The sequence below is a fragment of the Psychrobacillus sp. Z3-81 genome (genome assembly GCF_056620325.1).
Map to the genome: position 1 here is coordinate 67,470 of NZ_JBWQPU010000013.1, position 16,792 is coordinate 84,261.

Genomic DNA, 16,792 nt, shown 5'->3' on the forward strand with positions numbered 1-16,792 from the left:
TACTATAATAAAGAGGTGGAGAATCGTGCGCTTAGAGCAGCTTACACAACCATTCGTATCCCCATTCTATCAAGCCTATCTAGAGGAAGCAGAAAAACTTTCTTCTTTCTTTCATTATGAATGGAATCAGGATGCTTTGAATAAGAGATTAAGTGATACAAATTTTAACGGCTATAAAAGAACAGAGCTGGCTGCTGTTATCAAAGAGTATATGGAGCCATTTGGATTATCTGAAAAGAGTAAAATACATCTTGAAGAATTAAAGGAAAATGGCGTGGTTGTAATTGGTGGGCAGCAAGCAGGTTTGCTAACAGGGCCGATGTATTCCATCCATAAAGCTATCTCCGTTATTACGTTAGCAAAGCAACAAAGAGAAAAGCTTGGTGTTCCAGTAATCCCTGTTTTTTGGATTGCGGGAGAAGACCATGATATTGATGAAATAAACCATGTTTACATAGAGAGAAGTAGAAGGCTACACAAGGCAGTGTATCCTGAAAAGTCGAGAGTAAAGAAAATTGCCTCTGAAACAACGATTGATCAGGAAGTGATGGAGCTTTACTTAGAGGACATTTTTCGTAGTCTACCAGAAACCTCTTATACAAAAGAATTATACAAAGGTATGCTGAAGGGTATTGAAAGGCATCGCACATATACAGAATTCTTTGCTGCTTTAATGAATGAATTCTTTGGAGAAGAAGGACTTCTCCTTATAGATGCTTCTTTTAAGCCGCTTAGAAAGCTAGAGGGAGAATATTTTCACACATTGGTAAAACGCTCCCCAGAAATAGCCGAGGCTGTATGTGAACAAGAACAAATGATGGTGGCTGCTGGCTATGGTGCGCCGATTGAAGCGAAGGAGAATGCAGCAAATCTTTTCTACGTGCTAGAAGGAGAACGCTTCTTATTAGAAAGAAAAGGCCAATTATTTGTAAATGAACAAAAAGGAATTTCTCTAACTACAGATGAGCTGCTTCAAACCACTCAAGAGAATCCAGAAGCGCTCAGCAACAATGTGGTCACAAGACCGATTATGCAAGAAATGGTCTTTCCGGTGCTTAGCTTTATAGCTGGCCCGGGCGAGATTGCCTACTGGGCTACCTTAAAGCCTGCTTTTGAGCTGCTAGATATGACAATGCCAGTCATCACACCAAGGCTAAGCATTACAGTAATGTCGACGAAGGTTCAAAGCTTGCTAGAGAGGCTTTCCTTCACTATTGAAGATGTGTGGAGTGGAGTAGTAGAGGAAGCGAAGCAACAACTTATTGCCGAACATCGTGACGATGCTATACAAGATCATGTGGATGGTATGAGAGCAGAGCTAGAGGCCAAGTACAAGCAGTTAGAGAATTTATTACAGAAAAATGATTTGCATCTAACACCATTAGTGGAGAAAAACTTGCAATATCATCAATTTCAATTTGATTATTTAACAAAAGCGATTGAAGGTACATTGCTCGGCAAATTAGATGCGGCGATTCATCGTTATGACCGCTTGGTGATGGAATTAGCACCAAATGGAGGGGTTCAAGAAAGAACGTATTGTCCAATTCAGCTATTAAACGAACAGGGAACTTCGATCGTGAAGGATCTGCTAAATGTCCCGTTTGAATTTAGTGGAAAGCATCAAGTTGTCTACTTATAAAATATATGGAGCGTTTCGAAAGTGTTTAACTTTTGAAGCGCTCTTTTCTGTTTCTGTGAATAAAAAATGGGACATCGCCCCACCGTTTAATGATGATACACTCTTTGGTGAGGAATATCGGTAAAAGGGTGAAATACTCCCACTGGGAAAACAAATTTCATCTCTGACAAGAGGTCATTGTGATAAAATCCTTTAAATCGAAACCCGACATGTTTACAGGAAGTTGGAGAGATATGCTAATAAAGAATCAATAGGACAATACTAAACTCTTTAAATAGAACCAACTTTATGAAATAAAAAGTCATATAGAGGGAAAAGCTTTACCAATCACTTTATGGTTTTCTAAATTATCCCCTTGTTGTAGGAGAAATCGCTTAAAGAAGCCTGTCAGTTCACCGTTTATCCTGTCTCAACAAGTACTTATTTCACATTTTAATCATTTATAAACTTTTTTTGTAAAAAAGGAGTGGAGGAAAGTGGAGGGATGTGGTATGTTAATGTCATAAAGTGGGGTGAGTAGCATGTTCATGGGTGAATATCAGCATAACGTCGATGCTAAGGGCCGAATAATCATTCCTTCTAAATTTAGAGATCATTTAGAGGACTGCTTTGTTTTGACTCGCGGACTCGATAACTGCTTATTTGGTTATCCCATGAATGAATGGCGAAAGCTTGAAGAAAAATTAAAAGAGCTTCCTGTGACGAAAAAGGATGCTCGTGCATTTACACGTTTCTTCTTCTCCGGTGCTACGGAGGTGGAAATTGATAAGCAAGGGCGAATCAATATTCCAAATAATTTACGTGCTTATGCAAAAATGGATAAGGAATGTATCATACTAGGTGTATCAAATCGCTTAGAAATATGGGCGAAGGAAGCTTGGGAGACTTACTTCGAGGACTCGGAGGACTCTTTCAATGATATTGCCGAGAATATGATTGGTTTCGATATATAGTAAAGAAATGGAGGGAATAGCTTGTTTCATCATACTACTGTATTGCTAAAGGAAACCGTTGATGGGCTGGCTGTTCGCCCAGACGGCATATACGTGGACTGCACGCTTGGTGGAGCAGGCCACAGCGAATATTTAGTAAAACAGCTAAACGAAAATGGAAGGCTGATTTGTTTTGATCAGGACATGACAGCCATTGAAAATGCGAAGGTTAAGCTAGCGCCTTATTTAGACCGTGTGACGTTTGTGCATGCCAATTTTAGGTACCTAAAACAGTCGCTATATGACTTAGGGATTGAAAAAGTAGATGGTATTTTATACGATTTAGGCGTTTCATCTCCGCAGTTAGATACCCCTGAAAGAGGATTTAGCTATAATTACGATGCCCCTCTTGATATGAGAATGGACCAGACAAGTGAGCTAACAGCCTACCATGTGGTAAATGAATGGCCATATGAGAAGCTTGTAAAAATTTTCTTCCGTTATGGAGAAGAAAAGTTCTCTAAGCAGGTTGCTCGTAAAATTGAGCAGGCAAGGGAGATTGCTCCGATAGAAACAACCTTCCAGCTGGTGGAGCTAATAAAGGCTGGGATTCCTGCAGCTGCCAGAAGAACAGGTGGACATCCTGCAAAGAGAATCTTTCAGGCTATACGAATAGCTGTTAATGACGAATTAGGAGCAGCAGAGGAGTCCTTGGAAGATGCAATCGATCTGTTGAAGGTTGGGGGAAGGATAAGTGTCATTACTTTCCATTCCTTAGAGGACAGGCTTGCAAAAACGATTTTTAAGGAAGCAGCCAGCTTGCCTAAATTGCCTCCAAATCTTCCGGTTATACCAGCCGGAATGGAGCCGGTCTTGAAGCTTGTGAATAGAAAGCCAATACTGCCGTCAGATGAAGAATTAGAAGTTAACAATCGCTCAAGATCTGCCAAGCTAAGAATTGTGGAAAAACTAAAAGAAAAGGGACGTGTTTAAATGGCTTTACCAAAGCATCAGCAAACATACATAGCTAGGCCTTCTTTTCCGGAGCAACCACAGATTGAAAAGCAGGCAAAACAAAAGAAGGGTATTATTACAAAAGGAGAAAAGCTCTTATTACTTGGGCTTTTAGCTACTGTAATAACACTGGCAATCTCAATTGTTCAGGCACAAACTGCGGTACGTGCTACTACAACTGAGATCGCGCAGCTTGAACAGCAAATCGATACAACTTCAAAAGAAAATACAGACTTGTCCATACAAGTAAGAGAATTATCTACCTATGAATCAATTTGGAAAAAAGCGGAGGAGCTCGGTTTAAAACTAAATGAGCAAAACGTAAAGGTAGTGCCAGGACAATGAATAAGAAATTTCGTTTTCAATGGGGAGCCTTTCTAATGTTTTTACTTTATGGAGGGCTCTTTTTTCTATTACTAGGTCGCTTTTTATTCATTCAAGTGACTGGCACGGTAGAAGGACAGGCTTTAGCTTCAAAGGCGGAGTCTAAATATAATAGAGAGCAAATAATCCCTGCTAGTAGAGGGAAAATAGTGGATCGTAATGGTGAAATTATCGCTGAGGATACCTTGAGCTATAAAATGATTGCTGTCATTAGTGAGACAGCATCAAAGGATAGTAGAGTACCACGCCACGTCATGGATACTGCTGCTACAGCGAAAGCACTTTCCGCTCATATCGATATGACGGAGGAGGAAATTCGAACCCTTCTAGACAGTAAAATGGAAGAGGGGAAATACCAAGTAGAATTTGGTAAGGCAGGCAGAGATTTGAGTCACCAAAAAATGATTGAAATTAAATCTTTGCAGCTTCCAGGCATTGAATTTATTCAAGATAAAAAAAGACTTTATCCAAATGGTATTTTTGCCTCACATCTTATAGGTTTTGCGCTTAAGGAAGAAGGGAAGAATGGAGAAGCCACTACTGTGGGGAAAATGGGTCTAGAATATATCTATGATGAAGAACTGACTGGTAAACCTGGAAAGGTAGAATTTCAAAGCGATACAAAGGGCTTTTTATTGCCAAACGCGGAGAAGATGGTTACCGAAGCACAGGATGGCTATGATATTCATCTTACTTTAGATAAGACGATTCAAAATTTCTTAGAGGATGCGCTAAATAAGGCAGAAGAGAAATATACACCTGAAAAAATGATTGCAATCGTTGCCAACGCAAAAACAGGTGAAATATTAGCAATGGCACAAAGACCGACCTTTGAGCCGAATTCGAGAGAAGGACTATCTACTAACTGGTTAAACGAGTCCATTGAGCAAACCATTGAGCCAGGGTCTACCATGAAAATCTTTACGCTTGCAGCTGCTATTGAAGAAGGTGTATGGAATCCGAACGATACGTATAAGTCGGGTAGCTACAAAGTTTTTGATAGAACTATATATGACCATCACCGACCTGGTTGGGGAACCATCAGCTATTTAGAGGGTTTTCAACGTTCATCGAATGTCTCTATGGCCTATTTACTTCAAAAATTAGGTGATGTAACCTTTATGGACTATGTGAAGCGCTTCGGTTTCGGAACCAAAACAGGAATTGATTTACCAAATGAAGCTACTGGGACTCTATTAAGTAAATATCCTAGTGAAAGATTAACAACTACTTACGGACAAGGTAGTACTGTTACTCCAATGCAGCTTGTTCAAGGGATGACTGCCATTGCAAATGAAGGGAAAATGTTGCAGCCATATGTTATTGATAAGATTGTAAATCCGAATACCGGAGAAATCGTGAAGGATAGCGAGCCGCAAGAAAAGAAATCACCGATCTCTGCAGCTACTGCAAATCAAGTGAAGGAAATCTTGGCAAGCACCGTTACAGCGGAGCACGGTACAGCTAAAAGGTTCCAGCTTAATGAATACACCACTGCTGGGAAAACAGGTACAGCACAAATTCCAATGGGGAATGGCAAATACTACTGGGGCAATGGCTTGTTTTTATATTCCTTCTTAGGAATGGCACCGGTAGAGGATCCACAGCTCATCATGTATGTTGCAGTACAAAAACCAAATATAGGGGCAACTGGATCAGGGGCTCAGCCGACTTCCGAAATATTTAACTCTGTCATAGAAAGTAGCTTAAAGTATTTAAATATAGAGCCTGAAAATACGGAAATAGCGGAGCCTATAAAAATGCCAAATGTAATTGGTAAAAATATGGAGAGCAGTCAATTAACTTTAGAGTCATTAGGGTTGAAAACTGTTATAATTGGACAGTCAGAAAATGTGAAAGAGCAATACCCGGACAAAGGTACATCTTTAATTCCTAGTGGAATCGTATTCCTAAAGGGAGAAGGGGATATCCAATTGCCTAACTTTACGGGCTGGTCAAAAAGAAATCTACTAATCTATCGTGCGCTTTCCGATTTGCCAATAGAAGTTGTTGGAGACGGTTACGTAACAACTCAAAGTTTAACTGCTGGCTCTATCGTGACAGCAGATACACCGATTGTTGTTCAATTAGAAATTCCAAAGGATTCGACAACGGTGGAAGCTTCGGAGGAAGAGACAGAAGAAGCTCTTCCACAAGATTAAAGCATAGTCATGGCTATTTTTTCATAAGTTATCTAAAACGGATAAAGGGGAAAATATAATATCTAAAAGGAAGCAAGTTGTTCGATTACGTATGATTTGGTTAATCACTGTCCTATTATTCCTTGCCGTTGGTGGTAAGCTGATGCAGCTTCAATTTTTTCAATTTGATGAGCTTACCACGAAGGCAAAGGAAAGCTGGGACAGGGAGCTGCCTTATGCATCGATGAGAGGGAATATACTAGATAGAAATGGTGAAATTATTGTGGGCAACAAGCTTTCTCCCACCCTTTTCTATATGCCTTCTCAAAACAAGGAGCCAGAAAAAGTTGCAAATGTCTTGTCTCCTTTGTTAGGAGTCCAAGAAAGCAAACTGTATGAGCAAATAAATAAGAGAGCCTATCTCGTGAAAATTGCTCCAGAGGGAAAGAATATTTCCTCAGAATTGGCGATGGATATACAGGATAGGAATATTAAGGGCTTATATTCAGGTATTGACTACATAAGAGATTACCCACATGGGCAAATGCTTTCTAGGTTATTAGGATTTACCGGATATGATGCACAAGGATTAGCGGGTATCGAATATCAGTATGATTCTGTCCTAAAAGGAAAAGAGTCTGCAATTCGTATGTTTACGGATGCAAAAGGTATTCCTCTGCCCCACGTAGATGATGGATGGAAAAATGGTGTTAATGGAAACCATGTTCAGCTTACTGTTGATATGAAAATACAAACAGTGGTAGAAAGAGAACTATCTCAGGCAATGGATAAGTATGAGGCAACACAAGGAATTGCAATTGTGATGAATCCGAATAACGGAGAGATTCTTGCTTTGGCCTCTGCTCCTAATTTTGATCCTTCTTCCTATCAGGAAGTTGATTCTACTATTTATAATCGTAATTTACCAGTTTGGATGACGTTTGAGCCCGGGTCTACCTTTAAAATTATTACCTTAAGTGCCGCTTTGGAGGAGAAGGTAGTAGATTTAGAGAATCAACATTTTCATGATGCTGGGTATACCATTGTAGAAGGCTCGAGATTACGATGCTGGAAGCGATCTGGTCATGGAAGCCAAACCTTTTTAGAGGTTGTAGAGAATTCCTGCAACCCTGGTTTTATTGAGCTTGGTAGAAGAGTAGGTCCAGATAAGCTTCAAGAATATATTCGGAAATTTGGCTTTGGTCAAACAACAGGCTCAGGCATGGCTGGAGAATCCTCGGGTATATTATTTAGTAAAGATCGATACGGTCCTGTCGAGCACGCAACGACCTCCTTTGGTCAAGGAATATCTGTTACACCGATACAACAAGTTCAAGCAGTAGCAGCTGCTATCAATGGTGGGTATCTCTACAAGCCATACATTGTAAAAAATGTATTGGACGGAGAAACAAAGGAAGTGCTTTCTTCTGCGAAACCGGAAATGAAAGAGCAAATAATCTCTGAAGAAACTTCCGCTCAAGTAAGGGAAGCGTTGGAGCATGTAGTTGCTCATGGGTCCGGCCGAAATGCTTATAGAGACCAGTTAAGAATCGGTGGAAAAACCGGTACTGCTCAAAAGGTACAAAACGGAAGGTATATGGATGGCGAATACATCGTTTCCTTCATTGGTTTTGCGCCAGCAGACAAACCTGAGTTGCTAGTCTACGTGGCGATAGACAATCCGAAGCATAGTACCCAGTTTGGGGGAGTAATTGCAGCTCCTATTGTGGGACAGATTATCGAGGACTCTCTTGAGACCACAGGTGGTGGCAAACAGCTAGAGAAGGAATATAGATGGGGCGATGTACAAACAACTCGTGTTCCAAACTTAGTAGGAACAAAACGAAAAGAAATCACCGCTTATATGTATCCTTTTCAAATTGTCTGGCATGGAGACGGAGATGAAATTTTATCGCAGCTTCCGAAAGAAAATAGTCTGATTCCTTTGGATGGGACTATACATGTTTACACAAAATAAGAATAACTATAGAACAAATATAGATAGTTGATCGTATTTAAGGAGATTTTTTTATGACATTGTCTACAACGATAATCACGCTATTAACAAGCTTTCTTATATCAGTAATACTTGCCCCTATTATCATTCCGTATTTAAAAAGGATGAAATTCGGACAGAGCATTCGAGAAGAGGGGCCGGAATCTCATCAAAAAAAAGCCGGCACACCAACAATGGGAGGCTTAATATTTCTAGTTTCTATCATCATCTCTACCTTAGCTATCTCCTACTTTTTTGACAAAATGACTACTCAAACCATTGTGCTATTAATCATTCTAGTTGGATTTGGGCTAATTGGGTTTTTAGATGATTTTATCAAGGTAGTGCTAAAAAGAAATCTTGGCCTTACATCGCTTCAAAAACTAATTGGTCAGATTGTCGTAGCAGTTTTCGCCTTTTTCTTGTTGAAGTTTGGTCCATTTGATACTTCTCTGCTCGTGCCATTCACAGATATGAAAATTCAACTGGGTCAGTTTTATGTAGCTTTCTTTATCTTTTGGCTAGTTGGGTTTTCAAATGCTGTTAATCTTTCAGACGGCTTGGATGGCTTAGTATCAGGAACTGCATCTGTTTCCTTCGCAACATTTGGTGTGCTGGCACTAGCTTATGAGCAAACAGATATTGCGATTTTTACATTTAGCGTAGCAGGTGCATTACTAGGGTTTTTATTGTTCAATAAAAATCCTGCGAAAGTATTTATGGGGGATACTGGTTCTCTTGCGTTAGGTGCAGCTTTAGCGATGGTTTCCATCCTAATCAAGCAAGAAATCCTTTTGTTGCTAGTAGGTATTATCTTTGTAATCGAAACCTTATCTGTTATTTTGCAGGTCATCAGCTTTAAAACGACTGGAAAGAGAATCTTCCGCATGAGTCCAATTCATCATCACTTTGAGCTTTCAGGATGGAAGGAACGTAAAATTGTTCTTGTTTTTTGGGCTATCAATTTTGTTGCAGCGATGTTTGTTGTGATCATGGAGGTTTTGTAGGTGAATGAACTACCAAGAGTCTATCATCAAAAGGTTTTAGTTTTAGGATTGGCGAAGAGTGGAACTGCTGCTGCAGAAATCCTTCATGATTTAGGAGCATTTGTCACGGTAAATGATTCCAAGCCCTTTGACCAGAATGAGAATGCAAAATACTTATTATCCAAGGGCCTAACAGTCATTTGTGGAAGTCACCCAGAGGATCTGCTAGATGAAGGATTTAGTTTAATTGTAAAAAACCCAGGGATACCATATACGAACCCAGTCATTGCAGAAGCTGTAAAACGTGGGATTCCTGTATGGACAGAGGTAGAGCTTGCCTATCGCATTAGTGAGGCACCGATTATTGGAATTACCGGCTCCAATGGAAAAACTACGACCACTACACTTATAGCGGATATGCTAGAAAAGGGTAATAAAAGACCACTGATAGCAGGAAATATTGGTACGGTGGCATCTGGAGTAGCAAGAGATGCGTCAAAAGAGGATCATATTGTAATGGAGCTATCCTCCTTTCAGTTAATGGGGACAGAGGAATTAAAGCCGAAGATTGCTATTCTCACAAATTTATATGAAGCGCATTTGGATTATCATGGCAGCTTCGAGGAATATGTAGAGGCAAAGTTCCATATTACAAAGAGACAGGATGCTACGGATTGGTTTATATACAATGCTGAGCAACCGTTAGTGGTGGAATGTGCAGAAAAGAGCAATGCACAAAAGGTGCCGTTTTTTGTAAGTGGAAAATCGGAAATTGGAATTAGTGCGGATACGCATTTTATCTACTGGAATGGAGATAAAATTCTGGAACGCGCAAGCATTGCTCTTAGAGGGAAGCACAATCTAGAGAATGTGCTTGCTGCCACTGCTGCTGCTTTACTGGTAGATTGCCCACTAGAGAGTATTCAGCAAACGCTAGCATCCTTCCAAGGTGTGAAGCATAGAACACAGTTTGTACGTGAATGGAATGGTAGAAAGTTTTATAACGATTCAAAGGCTACCAACACGTTAGCTGCTAAGAGTGCGTTAGAAGGGTTTAATGAGCCGGTAGTTTGGATTGCTGGTGGAGTAGATCGCGGACATTCATTTGATGAGCTGAGTCCTTATCTTGGTAATGTAAAGGCCCTTATTCATTTTGGAGAGACCGCAGAGAGACTCCAAGCTTTTGGTGAAAGTCAAGGAATACCTGTAGTTCAAAGAGTACAAAATCTCCAAGAAGCTGTGAAGCATGCAGTAGAGTGCTCCTCAGAAGGAGATATCGTTCTTCTCTCACCAGCATGTGCAAGCTGGGACCAGTATGCTAGCTTCGAGTTGAGAGGGAATGAATTTATTGAACAAGTGCAGCAGTTAAAGTAGTGAAAGGATGGCATAGTCGAAAGATAAAGTAACGCTATTTTTTATAGCATCAGTCCTTTTTTTATCGTTGGTTGGCATTTTTTTCGTGCACTCGGCTGGCTCTTATTGGAGCCAAGTGCACTATCAGGGGCAAATGCCCTTCGCGGTTAAACAAGCTATTTTCTTAGGACTTGGGATCGCAGGTGCTTATGTGATTCAAAGTAGGGTATTCATTCGGTCTGAAAAGTTTTGGAACATGCTATATATACTAGCCGTCGTTCTTCTTATTGCTGTTTTAATCCCAGGAATAGGAGTCGTGCGAAATGGCTCGCAAAGCTGGATTTCGTTAGGATTTACGAATTTCCAGCCTGCCGAGCTAGCAAAGATTGCTGTTTTAGGCGTCTTGGCGACTCTCTTAGCGAAGGGAGATAAGTCGAAGAAAAGACTCTATATGCGTTGTGGGGCTATTTTATTGATCCCTATTGCCTTAATCATGGTGCAACCTGATTTCGGTTCAGCATTTGTTCTTGTGGTTGGCGTATTTTTTCTCTTATTTGCTGCAGGATTACCGCTTAAGTTCTTTTTCGCGATAGGGGCATCTGGGGTGTTGGCATTGGCAGCTCTGATTATTTCCGCTCCTTATCGACTAGAACGAATAAAAGCCTTTTTAGATCCGTGGCAAGACCCGCTAGGTTCAGGTTTCCAAGCAATCCAATCGTTGCTTGCGATTGGCCCTGCTGGATTGTTTGGCTTTGGGTACGGAAATAGCAGACAAAAGTTTTTATACTTACCGGAGCCTCAGAATGATTTTATTTTTTCTATCCTACTAGAAGAAACAGGATTCATAGGCGGTCTGATTGTTATCACAGCGTTTGTTATTTTTTTCACCACTGGCTTTATGCTAGCAGCTCGTGCAAAAACCAAGGAAGCTCAAATGATGATTATTGCCTTAACATCGCTTCTAATGGTGCAGACCTTTTTGAATATGGGTGTCGTAACGGGCTTACTCCCGGTAACAGGAGTAACATTGCCATTCATCAGCTATGGTGGCTCCTCATTGGTTATGACATGGGGCATTATCGGGATTATTTTATGTTTAGCAAATACAAGTATTAAAGAAGGGAGGCGGTAGAATGGAAAAGGTAATAGATATCGAGGATCGAATTCCTACTTTAAAAGAAAAAAGAAGACGTAGAACAAATAAGAAGTTTTCCATTCTACTTCTTCTCTTTACACTCACATTGGCAGTTGTCCTCTATTTTCAATCCTCTTATAGTCAAGTGCAAAAGATTGAGATAGAGGGGGCTGCCTTGGTCCCTATGGAAGAATATCTAGAGCAACTAACCATTCAAGTAGGCGACTCAATGTGGAGTTTTAAAGAAAAGCAACTGGAGGAGCTTTTGGAACGTAACGGTTGGGTCAAAAAAGCCAAGGTGACAAGAGACTGGTTTACAACAGTTGCAATTAAAGTAGAGGAATACCAAAAAGTGGGATATATTGAATACGGGGATGGCTTTGAGCTGGTACTGGAGAACGGTAAGCAAATCAAACCCTATGAAGAAGTGCTACCAATAGACGGGCCTTTGCTGAAAGGCTTTGAGGAAGAAAATACTCGATTTCGTTTAATGAAAGAGCTCAAAAAGCTACAGAGTGAAATACTTAATTCTATCTCACAAATTCACTATACACCGAAAGAAAACGATAAATTTTCTATTCGGGTATTTATGAATGACGGAAATGAGGTACAAGCAATTCTTCCATCATTTGCGGAGAAGATGCAATACTATCCGTCTATTATCAGTCAGCTAGAGCCAGGATTAAAGGGTGTCATCGACATGGAAGTAGGCTCGTTCTTCCAGCCATACTCACAAACAACCATCGATATTGACTTAACAGAGGAGGCGACGGGGGATGAAGAAGGACAAACTCCATAAGAATCCTTTCCGAGGACGTATTCTTATTTCATTGGTCAGTCTCGTGCTTGGTTTTATACTGGCGTATTCCTATAGTCTTGCAGCAGGAGAAGAGGAACAGGAAACTGGTATGTATTCAAAGGAAATGGAAAAATATCGAGCACAGCTGATAGAGCAAAAGGAGCAAAATAAGGAGCTGATGGAAGAAATCAATCAGAAACATCAGACAATCAGGGACTATGAGCAGTCTTTTGCTTCTAGCGAAGAAAGCGTGGAAGAGCTTGTCCAAGAGGCTGAAATGCTAAGACTTCTGATAGGAGATATTCCTGCGAAAGGAAAAGGGGTAGAGGTTTCTCTAGAAGATGGAGCATATGATCCTTCCCAAGAGGATCCGAATGATTACATCGTCCATGAAAGTCATGTGTTTACGGTTATTAATGAATTAAAAATATCGGGGGCGGAAGCAATCGCTATAAACGGCCAACGACTTCATGCAAACTCCCATATCGTCTGTACCGGTCCTGTCATTACGGTAGACGGAAAGAAATTTCCTGCACCTTTTAAAATAGAGGCGGTAGGAGATCCTTCTGTGTTAATTGCTGCTCTTAACCTAGGTGGGGGAGTGGTGAGCCAGCTAGTGAATGATAATATTGTAGTAACAGTGGAAGAAAAGAGTGACGTAACAATGCCAGCACTACGTAATGAATAAAAGAGCAAGGAGTAAGGAGGCCGAATAATGAAAAAAACCGTCTATATTCGGTTTACTGTGATACTGTTAATCTTAGGTTTTATGTTGGCAGTTCAATATAACACGGTAAAAAATCCAGAGGTTCGAGACACTCGTGATATTTGGACCATTAGACAGGAGCTAGCTAAAGAAATGGAATTTCATTCAGAGCTTCTGTCAGAAGTAACCTCCTTAGAAGAAATCATCGGTAAATATGAAAATATGGTGAATCAAAGTCCAGAAATCGCTTTGATGGAAACAGTAGACGAATTAAAGAAGGATATTGGACTAGAGGAATTCAGTGGACCAGGGTTGGAGCTAACAATCGAGCCCTCATTAGAGAGTATGGCAGTGGGAGAGAAAGTAGAAGAGATTTCTCCAGATTTATTAATAAGATTATTAAACGAAGTAAATCGATTTAAAGCAAAGGCGATAGAGGTAGATGGAAAACGAGTTACTTATGCTTCTGCTATCCGAGATGTAAACGGTCGAACGACGATTAATAATTTAGCAGTCAAGCGAGCGCCCTTCATCATAAAAATCGGGACGTCAACCTATGAGGATGCCAGGAAAATGTACAATCAATTAGAGGCTTCCTCGCTAGCTGATGACCTTTATATAGATAATTTACGATTGAATGTTGGACAACCAATGGAAGAGGTTGTCATTACAGCTTATGATCAGCAAGTAAGCGCAGAATTCCTACAAGAAATTCCAGGAGGAGAGTAATTTATGTGGTTGCCATTACTAGGTTTGATTCTGGGAATTTCCTTAGGACTTTTAACAGATATTCAAATTCCAGAGGTTTATGAAAATTATCTTTCCATTGCAGTATTGGCTGCCCTAGATACGTTGTTTGGTGGGATTAGGGCTCAACTACAGCATGTATATGACGATAAGGTATTTGTGACGGGATTTTTCTTTAATATCGCACTAGCAGCAGCACTTGCTTTTTTAGGTGTTCACCTCGGGGTAGATTTATATCTTGCTGCAATATTTGCATTTGGCGTTCGCTTGTTCCAAAACATAGCGGTAATTCGTCGCTTATTACTAAATAAATGGGCAGATAGAGGAAAATAAATAACCAAATGTAGGAATGTTCCTTATTTGCTTAGAAACTTTTAGACTTTATATCGTTTTTACAATAGAATAATAAATAAAGAGTTTTCAGGAGGTGCCACGGGTTGAATCAGTCAGAAATGTATGTATCACTTGATATCGGTTCATCCTCCATCAAGGTATTGATAGGAGAAATGAATGATAATTCACTACACGTAATTGGTGTAGGAAATGTAAAATCAAATGGGATACGAAAAGGAACCATTGTTGATATAGATGCCACTGTACAATCGATTAAAAAAGCTGTAAATGAAGCGGAAAGAATGATTGGGATGTCTATTCATGAAATAGTCCTTGGTATTCCTGCTAATATGGCGAATATACAAAATGTTAAAGGTGTTGTAGCAGTTAACAGAGAAGATAGGGAGATTACCGATTTAGATTTAGACAGAGTATTAGAATCCGCACAGGTAATGTCTATCCCTCCAGAAAGAGAGCTTATCAGCATTGTACCTAAGCAATTTATCGTTGATCATCTGGAGGAAATAAAAGATCCGCGTGGCATGATTGGCACTCGTTTAGAGCTTGATGGTATGATGATGACCACCTCCAAAACAATCTTACATAATGTGTTGCGTTGTGTGGAAAGAGCTGGACTAAAAATTAGAGAGATCTATTTACAGCCTTTAGCCGGGGGACATTTTGCTTTAACAGAAGATGAGAAAAACCACGGAACCGCTTATATAGATATCGGTGGTGGCTCCACAACTATTGCCATTTTCAACGAGGGACATTTAGTAAATACCTCTGTCATTCCGGTAGGTGGAGACCATATTACAAAGGATTTATCCATTGTATTGAAGACGCCGACGGAGCAAGCAGAGATGATTAAATTACGCTATGGACATGCCTTCTATGATGATGCTTCAGAGGACGAGCTTTTCGAGGTTCCTGTAATCGGAGCTGACATGAAGGAGCAGTATTCACAGCGTTACATCGCAGAAATCATTGGTGTCCGATTAGAGGAGTTATTTGAACTGATCCTAGAGGATTTTTATCGAATGGGAGTTCAGGACCTTCCTGGTGGCGTAGTGATTACGGGTGGTGTTTCCAAGCTAGAAGGAATAGGGCATCTCGCTAGACATATTCTCCAGACGAGAGTAAGACTTTATACCCCAGATTATATCGGGGTAAGAGAGCCGCAATACACAACTGCTGTTGGCCTTATAAGATATGCCTATAAAGAAGACCTTTTCTATGGTAAAATTGGCAATAGCCAAGCATTGTCTGAAATGGAGTCAAGTGAAGTAACAGCAAGTCCTAAAAATCAAAAACAAACACCACAAAAGAAACCGACAAATGGAAATAAAGAAAGTGCAATGACAAAAGCAAAAAAACTATTTGACAAGTTCTTCGAATGACGTAACTTTTATCATAGTGAAGGGTATAGGAGGCAATAGGATGTTAGAATTTGAAACGAATGAAGATCAATTGGCTATTATTAAAGTAATCGGAGTAGGTGGCGGAGGAAACAACGCCGTTAACCGAATGATCGAGCATGGTGTGCAGGGTGTAGACTTTATTGCTGTTAATACAGATGCTCAAGCACTAAATATGTCCAAAGCAGAAGTGAAACTGCAAATTGGCGGCAAGCTGACTCGTGGATTAGGAGCAGGTGCAAATCCTGAGGTAGGAAAGAAAGCAGCAGAAGAAAGTAAAGAAATTATTGAGGAAGCTCTACGAGGAGCAGACATGGTCTTCGTTACTGCAGGTATGGGAGGCGGTACCGGTACTGGAGCTGCACCTGTTATCGCACAAATCGCACGTGATTTAGGTGCTCTAACAGTTGGTGTCGTAACACGTCCATTTACTTTCGAAGGTCGTAAGCGCTCGACACAAGCAGTTGGCGGAATCGGTATGATGAAGGAAGCAGTAGATACATTAATTGTCATTCCAAATGACCGTCTTCTAGAAATCGTGGATAAAAACACGCCAATGCTAGAAGCATTTAGAGAGGCAGACAATGTATTACGCCAAGGGGTACAAGGTATCTCTGACTTGATCGCAGTACCTGGTTTAATCAACCTTGACTTCGCTGATGTAAAAACAATTATGTCTAATAAAGGTGCGGCTCTAATGGGAATCGGTATTTCTGCAGGAGAAAACCGCGCTGCGGAGGCTGCAAAGAAAGCTATTTCCAGTCCTTTACTAGAGACATCCATCGATGGAGCAACTGGTGTCCTAATGAATATCACAGGCGGCTCCAATCTAAGTCTATTTGAAGTTCAAGAGGCGGCAGACATCGTAGCATCCGCATCTGACGAAGAAGTGAACATGATCTTCGGTTCTGTCATCAATGACAACTTAAAAGACGAAATCGTGGTAACCGTAATTGCAACTGGCTTCAACGAAGAAATCATCGCACAAAAGCAACCAAGAACTGGTGGTTTAGGAGCAGCACGTGCACAGCAAGCTGCAACTACTCAGCGAGAAGCTAGAAAAGAGGAGCCACAGCACTCCCAGCCAACTTTCCAACAGGAACGTCCTATAAACAATCATTCATCACAAGACGATGCACTGGATATCCCAACCTTCCTACGCAACCGTCAACGTAGAAACTAATAGCTTACTAGATTTGAGACTGT

At 40.5% G+C, this 16,792-nt stretch carries 15 protein-coding genes; all 15 read left to right on the top strand.

All coding sequences use genetic code 11. The annotated features are described in order from the left end of the window. Window positions 1-25 precede the first annotated feature (25 nt). The 15 genes from bshC (at window position 26) to ftsZ (ending at window position 16,769) form a co-directional block, all read left to right on the top strand. Entirely contained in the window at window positions 26-1,642 is a 1,617-nt protein-coding gene (bshC, locus tag AC1ECF_RS13950; protein WP_480390044.1) for a bacillithiol biosynthesis cysteine-adding enzyme BshC, read from the top strand. Between the two features lie 521 nt (window positions 1,643-2,163). Next, window positions 2,164-2,595: a division/cell wall cluster transcriptional repressor MraZ gene (gene mraZ / locus AC1ECF_RS13955; RefSeq protein ID WP_480390045.1), complete on the top strand. Its 432-nt coding sequence runs from the start codon at window positions 2,164-2,166 to the stop codon at window positions 2,593-2,595. Window positions 2,596-2,616: 21 nt separating this feature from the next. Next, window positions 2,617-3,567: a 16S rRNA (cytosine(1402)-N(4))-methyltransferase RsmH gene (gene rsmH, locus AC1ECF_RS13960; protein WP_480390046.1), complete on the top strand. Its 951-nt coding sequence runs from the start codon at window positions 2,617-2,619 to the stop codon at window positions 3,565-3,567. Then, the gene (ftsL, locus tag AC1ECF_RS13965; protein WP_480390047.1) at window positions 3,568-3,933 is read left to right on the top strand and encodes a cell division protein FtsL; all 366 of its coding nucleotides are present in this window, start codon (window positions 3,568-3,570) and stop codon (window positions 3,931-3,933) included. It begins immediately after the preceding gene. Further along, the gene (locus AC1ECF_RS13970; protein WP_480390048.1) at window positions 3,930-6,134 is read left to right on the top strand and encodes a penicillin-binding protein; all 2,205 of its coding nucleotides are present in this window, start codon (window positions 3,930-3,932) and stop codon (window positions 6,132-6,134) included. Before ftsL ends, AC1ECF_RS13970 begins: the two co-directional genes overlap by 4 nt. Window positions 6,135-6,225: 91 nt before the next feature. After that, a complete protein-coding gene (locus tag AC1ECF_RS13975) occupies window positions 6,226-8,091 on the top strand; it encodes a penicillin-binding transpeptidase domain-containing protein (RefSeq protein WP_480390049.1) in 1,866 nt (621 codons plus the stop codon). A gap of 53 nt (window positions 8,092-8,144) precedes the next feature. Then, window positions 8,145-9,116 (top strand): phospho-N-acetylmuramoyl-pentapeptide-transferase, encoded by a 972-nt coding sequence (gene mraY, locus AC1ECF_RS13980; RefSeq protein ID WP_480390050.1) that lies wholly within the window; start codon window positions 8,145-8,147, stop codon window positions 9,114-9,116. Then, window positions 9,117-10,469, top strand: coding sequence for a UDP-N-acetylmuramoyl-L-alanine--D-glutamate ligase (gene murD / locus AC1ECF_RS13985; RefSeq protein ID WP_480390051.1), 1,353 nt, complete (start codon window positions 9,117-9,119; stop codon window positions 10,467-10,469). 43 nt (window positions 10,470-10,512) lie between these two features. Next, on the top strand, window positions 10,513-11,580 hold the full coding sequence (locus AC1ECF_RS13990) for an FtsW/RodA/SpoVE family cell cycle protein (protein WP_480390067.1): 1,068 nt from the start codon (window positions 10,513-10,515) through the stop codon (window positions 11,578-11,580). Between the two features lies 1 nt (window position 11,581). Then, window positions 11,582-12,382 (top strand): cell division protein FtsQ/DivIB, encoded by an 801-nt coding sequence (locus tag AC1ECF_RS13995; RefSeq protein ID WP_480390052.1) that lies wholly within the window; start codon window positions 11,582-11,584, stop codon window positions 12,380-12,382. Beyond that, window positions 12,360-13,070, top strand: a complete 711-nt coding sequence (locus AC1ECF_RS14000) for a DUF881 domain-containing protein (RefSeq protein WP_480390053.1) — start codon at window positions 12,360-12,362, stop codon at window positions 13,068-13,070. The genes AC1ECF_RS13995 and AC1ECF_RS14000 overlap by 23 nt, the downstream gene beginning before the upstream one ends. Before the next feature lie 27 nt (window positions 13,071-13,097). Then, window positions 13,098-13,817, top strand: coding sequence for a DUF881 domain-containing protein (locus AC1ECF_RS14005; protein WP_480390054.1), 720 nt, complete (start codon window positions 13,098-13,100; stop codon window positions 13,815-13,817). A gap of 3 nt (window positions 13,818-13,820) precedes the next feature. Continuing rightward, window positions 13,821-14,168: a small basic family protein gene (locus tag AC1ECF_RS14010; RefSeq protein WP_480390055.1), complete on the top strand. Its 348-nt coding sequence runs from the start codon at window positions 13,821-13,823 to the stop codon at window positions 14,166-14,168. Between the two features lie 104 nt (window positions 14,169-14,272). After that, window positions 14,273-15,568, top strand: a complete 1,296-nt coding sequence (gene ftsA, locus AC1ECF_RS14015) for a cell division protein FtsA (RefSeq protein ID WP_480390056.1) — start codon at window positions 14,273-14,275, stop codon at window positions 15,566-15,568. Window positions 15,569-15,608: 40 nt separating this feature from the next. Next, window positions 15,609-16,769, top strand: a complete 1,161-nt coding sequence (gene ftsZ / locus AC1ECF_RS14020; RefSeq protein ID WP_480390057.1) for a cell division protein FtsZ — start codon at window positions 15,609-15,611, stop codon at window positions 16,767-16,769. The last annotated feature ends 23 nt before the right edge of the window (window positions 16,770-16,792 follow it).

What these genes read in the sequence shown, in the direction of transcription:
- AC1ECF_RS13970 (WP_480390048.1), top strand. Translation starts at nt 3,930, where the DNA reads ATGAATAAGAAATTTCGTTTTCAATGGGGAGCCTTTCTAATGTTTTTA.
- AC1ECF_RS13975 (WP_480390049.1), top strand. Translation starts at nt 6,226, where the DNA reads ATGATTTGGTTAATCACTGTCCTATTATTCCTTGCCGTTGGTGGTAAG.
- ftsZ (WP_480390057.1), top strand. Translation starts at nt 15,609, where the DNA reads ATGTTAGAATTTGAAACGAATGAAGATCAATTGGCTATTATTAAAGTA.
- AC1ECF_RS14005 (WP_480390054.1), top strand. Translation starts at nt 13,098, where the DNA reads ATGAAAAAAACCGTCTATATTCGGTTTACTGTGATACTGTTAATCTTA.
- mraY (WP_480390050.1), top strand. Translation starts at nt 8,145, where the DNA reads ATGACATTGTCTACAACGATAATCACGCTATTAACAAGCTTTCTTATA.
- AC1ECF_RS13995 (WP_480390052.1), top strand. Translation starts at nt 11,582, where the DNA reads ATGGAAAAGGTAATAGATATCGAGGATCGAATTCCTACTTTAAAAGAA.
- mraZ (WP_480390045.1), top strand. Translation starts at nt 2,164, where the DNA reads ATGTTCATGGGTGAATATCAGCATAACGTCGATGCTAAGGGCCGAATA.
- AC1ECF_RS14000 (WP_480390053.1), top strand. Translation starts at nt 12,360, where the DNA reads ATGAAGAAGGACAAACTCCATAAGAATCCTTTCCGAGGACGTATTCTT.
- AC1ECF_RS14010 (WP_480390055.1), top strand. Translation starts at nt 13,821, where the DNA reads ATGTGGTTGCCATTACTAGGTTTGATTCTGGGAATTTCCTTAGGACTT.
- ftsL (WP_480390047.1), top strand. Translation starts at nt 3,568, where the DNA reads ATGGCTTTACCAAAGCATCAGCAAACATACATAGCTAGGCCTTCTTTT.